Source organism: Thalassolituus sp. UBA675 (assembly GCF_002297765.1).
GTDB lineage: Bacteria > Pseudomonadota > Gammaproteobacteria > Pseudomonadales > Oceanobacteraceae > Thalassolituus.
Genome location: NZ_DBNJ01000023.1, coordinates 58564 through 69579, shown reverse-complemented (window position 1 = coordinate 69579; position 11016 = coordinate 58564). Strand labels below are relative to the sequence as shown.

The window sequence follows — 11016 nt, the reverse complement described above, 5'->3', positions numbered from 1 at the left end:
CCAAAACTGTGGGACAGCAGTGGCACAAGGCGCCGGCTTTTTTATTCCTCCTCAATGCAGCTGTGGCCGCAATGCCTTTTTTCTGGAATAAAAGTGTTTATACTCTTAGGCCTAATCAGGACTAGATCGCTATTCTGAATCAGAGACAAGGACGCCATAACATGTTCTCCAACGCCGCCCCTACTCAAGACGTGGTCATTGCTGGCCAGCACTCCGGTAAGCCAGTCAAAATCACTCCAACTGCTAAGCCCGTTTATGACCAGCTGGTTAAATTAGCCCGTGATGGCAATAACTACTGGGCTGAGATAACGGTTAAAGCCATTAATGAGCTCGCTGCGGGTCGTCTGCACCAGAATAATATCTTTGTGAAACCCGGTGCAGTTCATCGTGACGGTACAGAAGAGTTCGTGATGATTTTACCGGGGTGTAAGGTCGCCTGTGAAAAGCTTGATGCTGATGGTTTTAAGATCCTTCATTTTGAAGCGGATATTAACTATGGGGAGCTTATTGAATCAGGGAAGAAGCCGGGATTATACAAAGCATCAAAAGTAAACGATATCTGGGAGGCTGAATTCAGAGAAAATGGGCTGATTGAACATAAAGAAGATCGATTAGTTGCAATCTCTGACAGCGGCTATGACAGTCCTATGTCTGCAGCAGCTGTTGCCGCTCCCAGGATTGGGGAGGCTCCACATGTAGGTGGTCTCAGGGTTAATACTAAAGGCTTTGATCTTCATTTCACCCCGGGTGAGAAGTGTATTGGTGGCTTGAGAAATTATCGAAATGCGATTCGGGTTAATCAATATACAGAATTACATGAATCTGCCCTGCTACTGGCACGTACTATGTACGATGCTAAGAAGATTGAAGGTGTTACTTGGGTTTCTGAAGATGGCGGCTCTGGTGTGCTAACACAGGCTATGACCATTCTGGCTTCTCAGGGGGTTCAGCTACCTAGTCATGTGGTGTTTATGTTTAATCCGACTACCTCTCCAAATACCGCAGTTAAAGCTGCGCACAGCCTTGGAGTCCTGCTGGACCGCAAGTTCATCAAGACACGTCCTATCAATATTGTGGGGAATCGTGATCACCTCGAGATGAACTGGAATCGTTGGAAGAGTGAAAATGATCGTCTGACTGCATTGCAGGCGGGCGTTGATGCTTTTGCTTATGGTAAAAGTTTGCAAGGTATCATTATGACTGGCGCAACTATTGCGGCTGGAGTCGCTGGCGTGGCGGGAGTCAGCTTGACAGCTCCGGCTGCACTTACCACCTTTCTTACCGTCATTGGTGGGGCTGTTGCGGCAGGAAAAGGTGCGGGAACTGTCGCTAGTGTAGGCAACGATCTAGTTAGGACTTTATTACCAAAGCATCACGATAAGTTGAAAGGCAAGTTTTAATGCGAAATTTTATTAAATTCTCGAAATTAAAACTGCGAGATCGACCAGAAATATGTAGTCCAGTTGGGCCGGATTTTAGCTCTTCGACTACACAATCGGTTCTGCTTGGCGGTACAAGGATAGTATTTAAAGCGCCGCGGCATAACCCTTCCCCCTATGGAAAAACGCCACAGAGGCGAATGAAAAAATCATATTCTTTAAAATCTGCCAGAGTGCTCAACTGGAATGAACAACCTAGTCAAAGCTGGCAACATACAGAGTTATTTTTCCGGAGCTGGAGTTTTTGTGGTCCTTGGTTTACTGGTCACATGGGTGGAGTGTCGTGCTACCTTGATGTCATACAGCTGGTCGAGTCTAATCCACAAGTTAATTTTATGCATCCTAGTGCGCTGGAGACTGCGGCGCTTGCTTTTTTAACTGCAACCTATGGGCATAGGGTATATCGTGAAAAAACAGGGAAGATGCATTACATTGGCCCTTTGAACTGGTCAACTCTTGAACAGCTTGATGTGCCATCGGTGCAGTTTGATACCGAAAAGACCTATAGCGGAGCAAACCCTGTTTGTCATGTTTTTATTCCAGTCTCTCGATCTCATATTGTACGCTTCGCTCTGAGTATTCATCAAAACGCCTCTGGCACTCGCGAAGAAGTGGATAAACAGGTCGATCCCGCACCCTTTAAAGAGCTGGTCGATAATATTGTCGGCAGTATCCGTGTAACCCTGTCGCCAGAAGCTCAGGCGGATTGGGATGAAATCAAGAAGAATAATCCTGATGCCAAAGTTTCTGAGACCTGCGCTCCGTTAAAGTGGCCTGCTGATGTCGATAGAGATGGGCTTACTATTTTAGAATACGATCCGAAGCGTTACACCTGAGTTGTTGCTGTTAGAGGGATTGTTTTGACCGCTCCTGCTTTTCGAACCGCCATTTCTGGAGCTGCTGCTGTCGGTAAAATTGCAGGAGGCACCGCTTCACTGGGAAACACGCTAGTAGAGAACGTATTGCCGAAGCATCTCTATAAACTGAAGGGAAGATTTTGTGATGCGTAGTATTATCAAGTATTCGAAGTTAAAACTTCGTGAGCGACCGGAAAGTTGTAGGCCAGTCGGGCCCAAGTTCTCTAGTGCTGGGGAGCTTTCGGTACGACTGGCAGATACGCAGTTGTCGTTTAGGGCGCCAAGGCATGATCCAGCCCCATTTGGTGATAACCAGCAGTTAAAAATGTGGAAAGATTATCCATTAGCGGTAGGTGGGAAGCCTCTGAACTCGAATGTTCAACCGAGTCAAAGCTGGTGTCATACAGAAATTTTTTTTCGGCAGTGGTCTTTTTGTGGCCCTTGGTTTACTGGGTACATGGGGCGGACTTCTTGCTATCTTGAGGTTGTCGAGCTAGCCGAGCCTAACTCACGCTTAAACTTTATGCACCCTAAAGCGCTGGAGGTTGCTTCTCTATCTTATTTAACTGCAAATTACGGGCATGAAGTTATAGATAGGGACTCAGGAGAGATGAACTATATTGCCCCTTTAAACTGGTCGGTGGTAACTCAATTAGAGATTCCTACTGTGCAGTTCGATAGCGAAAATACGATAGGAAGTGCTGATCCTGAAAGGCATGTATTTATTCCTATTTCCAGACGCCATATCGCTCATTTCTCCTTCAATACAGTACAGAACGCCTCTGGCACCCGTGAGGAAGTCGATAAAAAAGTCGATCCCGCCCCCTTTAAAGAGCTGGTCGATAATATTGTCGGCAGTATCCGTGTAACCCTATCGCCAGAAGCTCAGGCGGATTGGGATGAAATCAGAAAGAGTAACCCAGATGCTAAAGTTTCTGAGACCTGCGCACCATTAAAGTGGCCTGCGGATGTCGATAAAGATGGGCTTACTATTTTAGAATACGATCCGAAGCGTTACGCCTAGGAGAATTCAAGCGGATGCTGATCACCCTCAGGCTAGCGAGTACCAACAGAGTGCAGGAGTTTATGGCGAGCCGGGATAGCTTCCGCCCCAGGCTGCAGTCAGCCTTTATTCTCCTTGCTCAACACTCCCTTCAGAGCAAGGCAATTCTCGAAGTTAAACATAATGTTCATGGCTGGCTTAAGGTCTGCGACAGTGAGCATAGATACCCAATTATTCAGAATCCCTTGTTACTGGATTTCAGCCATCTCTGGTTAGCTATTGAGTACACTCTGGCAGAGGGGGATAGCTGGCCCAGCGAAGCCGACAAACAGCGATTGAAGCTCGAACGGCAGGTTAAGCAAAGGGCAGAGGAAGCAGAACTAAGGCGTCGCCGTTTTAAGGTGGTTAAGTAGTCATCACTCTTAATTTAACGACCACAAAAAAAGCCGGCACAAGGTGCCGGCTTTTCTAATTAAACGTCAGTATTACTGACGCTTACCTTCGACGTGCAGTTCGATTTCAACGTGAGTCGATGCTGGGCCGAGATTGTAATCAATACCATAGTCGCTGAGCTTCAGTTTTGTGGTGCCCATAAAACCAGCGCGGTAGCCGCCCCATGGATCATCACCTTCACCGATGCGCTCTACCGGGAAGGTAATGCTTTTGGTGACACCGTGCAGCGTAAAGTCACCTGTGATTTCGCCAGTGCCTTCGCCAGTGGATTTAAAATCGGTGCTTTTGAACGTCGCGGTTGGGTATTTCTTCACGTCCAGAAAGTCACCACCTTTCAGGTGCTTATCACGCTCAGCATGGTTTGAGTCAATGCTGGTGGTGTCGATAGTCACTTCAATCGATGAATCTTCCGGTGCAGCTTTGTCGTATTCGAATGAACCGTCGAAGTCGTTAAAGCGACCTGTCAGCCAGCTGTAGCCGAGGTGCTGGATTTTGAAGTTGATTGACGCGTGCGCACCTTCGTTATCGATGTCGTAGGTTGCCGCCTGAGCGACAGAGGTCATCAATGCAGCGCCAGAGATTGCAGTCGCGATTAACAGCTTTTTCATAGTTACTCTCCTTTGTGAGTATTTACTTCTGTGGACGGATCATGCGTTTCAGGGTGCCGTCGCGGTTAATAAAGTGGTGTTTGAATGCAGCCAGCGCATGGACAGAGACAAGGCCAATCAGTCCCCATGCCAGCCACTCGTGAATTTCTCCAGCAATGTCCTCCTGATTGTCTGCTGTCAGGCTGGCAGGAACATGAAACAAACCAAAGACATCAATGCTGCGTCCGTCTGCGGTAGAAATAAGATAGCCCGTAATAAACAAAGCGGCGAGGAGCGCGTACAGCCCCAGGTGCGCCAGGTGTCCGGCCAGATTCTCCAGAGGCTTTTCTGACAATCCTTTCGGAGATGGGTTCATCTGGCGCCAGATAAAGCGGGCAGCGACAGCGATGGCCAGCAGAATGCCTGCTCCTTTGTGCAGATCCAGCGAGCCTTTGTACCAGGCGTCGTAATAAGTCAGTTCGACCATGTACAGGCCAAGGCCAAACATGCCGAATACAACAAGCGCAACCAGCCAGTGCAGGGTAATGCTTATCCAGCCGTACGAGTGCTCCGTGTTTTTAAGACTCATATCGTCCTCCATCATCTGCTATCACTCTAGCTGCTGCTGGGTTTGCAAAAAAGGCATAAAAGCGGACAATAGTTGTGCATAAATGCACAGAATTATTTTCTCGGGCCACTTCAGGTTGATGTCATGGACAAAAACATTCGTTGGGACGACCTTCGTATCGTCTATCTGGTGGCTACTTACGGCAGCCTCAGTCGTGCGGGCGAGGTTCTTGGAGTCAATCACAGTACCGCTCAAAGGGCCGTTGGCAGGATTGAAGAGGCTCTCGGTACCCGTCTGTTTATCCGCCACCAGAGAGGCTATCAATTAACGGACGGCGGTCGGCTCTTGGCTGAGCGGATGCGCCCGATCGCGGCTGAAGTGCAGCGACTTTGCAGCACTTTATCCACCGTAGAGAGCGCACCCAGCGGCACCCTGAGAATTTCGACAGTGACCGATTTTTCGCCGTTTTTTGCGCCCTTACTGCACGACTTCCGGCGCGAATATCCACAGATCCGGGTTCAGATCGTTGCAACAGATGACATTCTGTCGCTCGCAGATGGTGAGGTACATGCGTCAGTACGTATCGGTGCTGAACCCTCAGAGCCCGACCTGATCGCAAGAAAGCTGATGCCGGTCGGGCTGTCCTTTTATGCGTCGCAGGATTATCTGGATCAGTTCGGTCGGCCTGCGGACATGACTGAGATCAATGCGCATCAATGGGTGTTACCGACAGGGGATAAAACGCGGATTCCGGCGATACGCCAACTGATCGAGCAGGTTGCTCCGGGTCAGATTGCTTTCCAGAGTAATAGTTTTAATGACATCGAGGCGGCAGTGCGTGCAGGTATGGGGATTGGCCCCATGAGTGTGGTGAATATGAGACACCCGGATGGGCGTGAGCAGCCTCTACAGGAAATTCTGTTACCGCTGGACAGTGAGCCATCTCAAATGTGGTTGGTGTACCACAAAGACATGCGCCAGAGTGCGCGGGTGAGGGCATTGCAGGAGTTTCTGCGTCGTCGGATACAGCCTTGATGTAGGTTCGTGTAGAGCGGACTGGATCAGGCTATTTTTGCGTTGTCTGCACGACTCTGCGTATCGCGGGTATCAGAAAGGCCGCCCGGGCCAGAAGGAACAGATGAAACGCAAGCCATAAAAGGGTGTTAGCGCTTACTTCGCCGTTGACTGCCCAAGCGGCAAGCAGCTCTGGGAGTTGCCCCGCAGGTAGTGCCGGAAGCAGGGCGATAGGAAAGAAAACCAGCGCCGCCGCAGCCAGCATTGAATTTCGCATGGATGCGGTTGCCTGAGCTCCGACCATCACACCATCAAGCCAGTAACTGGCGACGCCCGATAAGGGCAGTAGCCAGAGCCAAAGATGCATTTCCTGCAGGCGGGGGAGCACGTCTTCGTTATCCGTAAGCAAACGGAAGAGGTGGTCGCCTGCGAGTACAAAGAGTCCGACGAGGATGAAGGCTGCAATCAGGCTGTTTATGCCCGTGAGCTGGATTGCTTTGCGCATCTGTTGTGGTTGAGCAGCGCCCAGAAAGCGCCCGACTAGGCTTTCTGCTGCGTGAGCAAAACCGTCAAGGGCATTCGATATCAGAAGAAGCAGGCTGATTAGCACGGCGTTTGCGGCTAATACTTCTGTGCTCTGAGCGGCGCCGAGCGCGGCAAATGATGCGAATACGATCAGCAAAGTCAGGGTGCGGATGAACAGATCCCGGTTGATCACAATCATGCGCTTGAGGATGGCTCTGTCGGGTAGTGGCAGACGCAATGTAAGGCCTCGCTGAACCGCCGCAATCAGTGCGATCATCAGAGCGCCAGCGTCTGCCAGTACAGTACCCAGCGCGACGCCAGTAGCGCCCATATGCAGGTGCCAGACAAAGTAGTAATCCAGACCCGCATTAAGCAGGTTGGCGGAGATGAGCATCAGCATGGGGATACGGGTTTCCCCCCGACCAATAAACCAGCCAATGAGGCAATATTGCAGCAGGGTCACCGGAATCCCCCAGAATCGGGTGCTCAGGTAGTCGGCGGTGAGCGCATGAAGTGTCGGGTCATCTCCGAATAATGGCAGCAGCAAGGGTGTCAGTACCTGTGCAGCAATAATGCAGAAAATACTCACGGGTATCGCCAGCCAGATGGCTTGCTGAAGCAGAGGTAGGGAATTATCTATGCCTTTCTGGCCGACAGCATGCGCCGTGACGGATGTCGTCCCCATCCGCAGAAAACCAAAACTCCAGAGCAGCAGGGTAAATATCTGAGCACCAATGGCCACGGCGGCTAGTGGTTGGACGTCGTCGAGATGGCCAAGAATCGCGGTGTCGACCAGACCCAGCATAGGCACTGTGATGTTACTGAGAATGATGGGCCAGGCGAGGGCCCAGACAGTGCGTTGATTTGCCGCAGGCAGAGAAGTGGTCTGACCTGCTACACTGGCGCCTGAAGTCATTATGGGGAAGCCGTATGCGTGGTGAAAGAAGCGCTATTGTACTGTGTTCAGCACTATTTGCGGTGTTGCTGGCAGCATTTGTCGCAGGATGGCTGAGTGCGCCACCCTCTCCACAGGAGCGTCTTACACGTACGGCGGGTGTTGAGATGTTCGCTGGTGGCCAGGTTGATGAGCTGACGTTTATCAATGAATACGGAGACACCGTATCGCTGGCGGATCTTAAGGGACGCTGGTCACTTCTGTTTTTCGGCTACACCTATTGCCCTGATATTTGTCCAATGACACTGATGCACATGAATCGTCTGATGAAGCGCCTGAGTGAAGACGAGCGTGAGCAGTTGAACGTGGTGCTTGTCAGCGTTGACCCAGAACGTGACAGACCCGAGCAGCTTGGCCAGTACATGGATTACTTCAACCCGGATTTCACCGCACTGACGGGCAACCCTGACAATATGAAAAAACTCGCGGCACAGCTGAATGCATTTTATGCCCATGTCGACCGGGAGGATGGCGGCTACCTGATGGATCACAGCGCCAACATAGTGTTGCTGGATTCTAAGCTGAATTACAGGGGCTATATTGAGCCCCCGCATGATCCGAAGCGGATGTTGCCGGTTATCCGGTCTCTGCTGGCTTTACCCTGAAAGGGGGCTGAGGCGTGTTTCGCTGCTGGCTCAGCGCTTGCGGCGAAACGTCAGACTAACGACAAACAGCAACATGGCGGTGACCACAATACTCGGTCCTGCTGGTGTATCCCAACGGAACGACGCCCACATCCCAAGCAGAACAGACACAATCCCAACGACCGAAGCAATAGCGGCCATCTGACGGGGGCCTTTACTCAGTGCATGGGCGGCCGCTGGAGGCATAATCAGCAGGGCGCTGATCAGCAGAATCCCCACGACTTTCATCGCCAGAGCGACTGTCATGGCAAGCAGTAGGATCAGCATCAGATCAAGTAGCATCACCGGCCGGCCTTCGATTCTGGCCAGTTCCGGACTGACGGTAACCGCCAGCAGAGAATTCCAGAAACAAAGCACTAAGGTCAGCGTGATGGCGGTGCTTCCCAGTAACCAATACACGTGGCCCTCATTAATGGCCAACAGGTCACCAAACAGATAACCCATCAAATCGACCCGGATACCGTCCGCAAGGCTCAAAGCAACCAGGCCGATTGCGAGAGTGCCATGAGATACGATGCCGAGCAGTGTGTCAGCAGACAAACGGCTGGCGAGTTGCAAAGGCAGAAGAATAAGCGCCAGTGACGCCGAACCCACCACCAGGGCCAGCGTTGGGTCGAGGTCGGTCAGAACACCAAAGGTGATACCAAGTAAGGCGCCGTGCGCAAGGGTATCGCCAAAGAACGCCATGCGGCGCCAGACAACGAAGCTACCCAGAGGGCCGGCACTGACCGCAAGAAGCAGTCCGGCAACGAGAGGCATCAGCCACCAGGTCTGTAAACCGTCAATCATGGTGGTGTCCTGTACTGGTGTGCGCGCTGCTATGGTCGTGATCACAGTGCTCATGATCATGATGGTGGGTGTAGTAAGCGATACCATCGTCAAGGCGGCGACCAAAAAGCTCAAGATAGGCAGGGTCGGCAGAGACTGTTTCCGGGTGCCCTGAGCAACAGACGTGGCCGTTCAGGCAGATCACTTCATCAGTGGCCGACATAACGAGGTGCAGGTCGTGCGAAATCATTAACACAGCACATCCCAGTTCGTCGCGCAGTTGCGGAATCAGCTGATACAGCTCCAGTTGCCCCTGCACATCAACGCCTTGCACCGGCTCGTCGAGAACAAGGAGTTCAGGCTCCACTAATAAGGCACGGGCCAACAGTACCCGTTGCCACTCACCACCGGATAAATCATGAACGCTCTGGTCCTTCAGGCTGGTAATGTTCAGTCGCTCAAGCCAGTGGTCAACCGCAGCACGGGTGCTACGTCGCGTGAGTCGCAGAAACTCGTCGACGTTCAACGGCATACGCTGATCCAGAGGCAGGTTTTGCGGCATATAGCCGATACGCAGTTGCCGTGAGCGAATAATTTTACCGGAATCCGGGCGGACGAGGCCGAGCAACACTTTTGTCAGAGTCGACTTACCACAGCCATTGGGGCCGATCAGTGTAATGATCTGGCGTGGCTGAATATCCAGGCTGATCTGATCCAGTACTTTCTTCTGGCCAAAGGTGAGGCTCAGATTGTCGGCCCTCAGAATGGGCTCTTTACTCATGCCGTTGCCTTACAGTTCTGACACAGGCCTGTCAGTTCGTGGTTGCTGGTTTCGATGCTGAAACTGAATTTTTTCACCAGAGTCTCGTGCAGCTTCTTGATCTCTTTCGCGGGCAGTTCGGTCGCATTACCGCATTCTTTGCAGATAAAGAAGCCGGTGTCGTGTTCATGGCCGGGGTGATCACAGCCGACGAACGCATTAAGGCTGCTGATGCGGTGAACGACGCCCAGCTCGAGCAGGAAATCCAGGGCGCGATAGACGGTCGGAGGCGCTGAGTTAAACCCTTCTTCACTTAACTGCGCCAGAAGATCATAAGCACCCGTAGGCTTATGGTTCTGCCACACCAGCTCAAGCACCCTGCGTCGCACAGGCGTCATGCGTAAGCCACGCTGTTCACACAGAGTTCGCGCGGTGTCCATAGCGGTGGATATGCAGTGATTATGATCGTGCTGTTGTGAAGCGGGCATCAGACCAGTCCTTAGGTTATAATGTTGCAATTTTACGAAAGACGATAAATTTAGCCAGAGTTATGTTCAGACGATTTGCTGTAATGGTGAGTTTCACCATGTTATCACTGTTTGCCCACGCCGATCATTCCCCCAAGGTGCTCGCCAGTATTCATCCTCTGGGGTTGATCGCGTCATCGGTTGTAGACGCGGAGCAGCTCGATGTTCTGCTGCAACCCGGCGTGACCCCGCATGATTTCTCTTTGAAACCTTCGGATATTGATCGCCTGCAGGAGGCTGACGTCATCTTCTGGTCAGGTGCCCGAATAGAACCTTATCTGTCAGGGTTCGCGCGCCGCTGGCCGGACAAACATTGGATCGATATTTCAGCTTTCGCCTCAGAAGCGAGTATCAAAGATCCGCATTATTGGCTTTCGCCACCTGCTGTCGTCGCCGCACAAAAGGCGTTGGCGGAGGTGCTTGGCGCTGATTCAACGGACTTCGCTGATCAGGTCGCGCAGGCGGTGGCGTATAGTGATCGGGTATTGGCCCCACTGAAAGAGCGTGGTTTCTTTGTTTTCCACCGTGCCTACGATCACTGGGTGACCGAGTTTGGTCTAAATCAGGTCGGTGCTTTCACGATTACCCCTGAACAGAAACCTGGCATGCGTACAATACAACTGATGCGTGAGCAGCTCAGAGCAGGTCAGGTAGCGTGCATTTTTCGCGAACCGGAATATTCTCCTGCACTGGTGGTGAAAGTGGTTGGAGATCTCCCTGTAAAACAGGGTGAACTTGATCCTCTGGGTGGAAGTATCTCTCTTTCCCGCGACGGTTATCCCTATTTTCTTCGGGACATGGCCGACCGTGCGGTACACTGCCTCAGTGAATAAATAATCGGGCCTGGTCTTTCGTCATAAGACCAGACCGGTATATTTATCTTTCTAAGTATCAGAATAATAAAATAAATAGGAAG

Annotated in this window: 13 protein-coding genes; 7 read left to right on the top strand and 6 right to left on the bottom strand. The window is 51.5% G+C overall.

The window, feature by feature from the left end:
* Nucleotides 1-161 precede the first annotated feature (161 nt).
* The 4 genes from B3007_RS09595 (at nt 162) to B3007_RS09580 (ending at nt 3712) form a co-directional block, all read left to right on the top strand.
* Complete coding sequence (locus B3007_RS09595; protein WP_301377970.1) at nt 162-1400, top strand: hypothetical protein; 1239 nt, start codon at nt 162-164, stop codon at nt 1398-1400.
* A gap of 179 nt (nt 1401-1579) precedes the next feature.
* A complete protein-coding gene (locus B3007_RS09590; RefSeq protein WP_301377969.1) occupies nt 1580-2275 on the top strand; it encodes a hypothetical protein in 696 nt (231 codons plus the stop codon).
* A 163-nt stretch (nt 2276-2438) separates the two neighbouring features.
* A complete protein-coding gene (locus tag B3007_RS09585) occupies nt 2439-3320 on the top strand; it encodes a hypothetical protein (RefSeq protein ID WP_301377968.1) in 882 nt (293 codons plus the stop codon).
* A gap of 14 nt (nt 3321-3334) precedes the next feature.
* Nucleotides 3335-3712, top strand: coding sequence for a hypothetical protein (locus B3007_RS09580; protein WP_301377967.1), 378 nt, complete (start codon nt 3335-3337; stop codon nt 3710-3712).
* 72 nt (nt 3713-3784) lie between these two features.
* Here the strand turns inward: B3007_RS09580 and B3007_RS09575 are convergent, their stop codons facing one another.
* Both B3007_RS09575 and B3007_RS09570 read right to left on the bottom strand, forming a co-directional pair.
* Nucleotides 3785-4360 (bottom strand): YceI family protein, encoded by a 576-nt coding sequence (locus B3007_RS09575; RefSeq protein ID WP_068436828.1) that lies wholly within the window; start codon nt 4358-4360, stop codon nt 3785-3787.
* Between the two features lie 22 nt (nt 4361-4382).
* Nucleotides 4383-4928, bottom strand: a complete 546-nt coding sequence (locus B3007_RS09570) for a cytochrome b (RefSeq protein ID WP_068436841.1) — start codon at nt 4926-4928, stop codon at nt 4383-4385.
* A gap of 123 nt (nt 4929-5051) precedes the next feature.
* On the opposite strand from B3007_RS09570, the gene B3007_RS09565 reads away from it, so the two are divergent.
* Nucleotides 5052-5942 (top strand): LysR family transcriptional regulator, encoded by an 891-nt coding sequence (locus B3007_RS09565; protein WP_068436827.1) that lies wholly within the window; start codon nt 5052-5054, stop codon nt 5940-5942.
* A gap of 31 nt (nt 5943-5973) precedes the next feature.
* Here B3007_RS09565 and B3007_RS09560 read toward each other — a convergent pair whose 3' ends face one another.
* On the bottom strand, nt 5974-7362 hold the full coding sequence (locus B3007_RS09560) for an MATE family efflux transporter (protein WP_301377966.1): 1389 nt from the start codon (nt 7360-7362) through the stop codon (nt 5974-5976).
* 14 nt (nt 7363-7376) lie between these two features.
* On the opposite strand from B3007_RS09560, the gene B3007_RS09555 reads away from it, so the two are divergent.
* On the top strand, nt 7377-8006 hold the full coding sequence (locus B3007_RS09555; protein ID WP_301377965.1) for an SCO family protein: 630 nt from the start codon (nt 7377-7379) through the stop codon (nt 8004-8006).
* Nucleotides 8007-8036: 30 nt separating this feature from the next.
* Here B3007_RS09555 and B3007_RS09550 read toward each other — a convergent pair whose 3' ends face one another.
* From B3007_RS09550 to B3007_RS09540, 3 genes are read right to left on the bottom strand one after another with little or no spacing between them, the layout of a single operon-like run.
* Complete coding sequence (locus B3007_RS09550; RefSeq protein WP_301377964.1) at nt 8037-8834, bottom strand: metal ABC transporter permease; 798 nt, start codon at nt 8832-8834, stop codon at nt 8037-8039.
* On the bottom strand, nt 8827-9594 hold the full coding sequence (gene znuC, locus B3007_RS09545; protein ID WP_301377963.1) for a zinc ABC transporter ATP-binding protein ZnuC: 768 nt from the start codon (nt 9592-9594) through the stop codon (nt 8827-8829). Before znuC ends, B3007_RS09550 begins: the two co-directional genes overlap by 8 nt.
* Complete coding sequence (locus B3007_RS09540) at nt 9591-10061, bottom strand: Fur family transcriptional regulator (RefSeq protein WP_068436814.1); 471 nt, start codon at nt 10059-10061, stop codon at nt 9591-9593. The genes znuC and B3007_RS09540 overlap by 4 nt, the downstream gene beginning before the upstream one ends.
* 98 nt (nt 10062-10159) lie before the next feature.
* Between B3007_RS09540 and B3007_RS09535 the strand changes: the two genes are divergently transcribed.
* On the top strand, nt 10160-10933 hold the full coding sequence (locus tag B3007_RS09535; RefSeq protein ID WP_301377962.1) for a metal ABC transporter solute-binding protein, Zn/Mn family: 774 nt from the start codon (nt 10160-10162) through the stop codon (nt 10931-10933).
* The last annotated feature ends 83 nt before the right edge of the window (nt 10934-11016 follow it).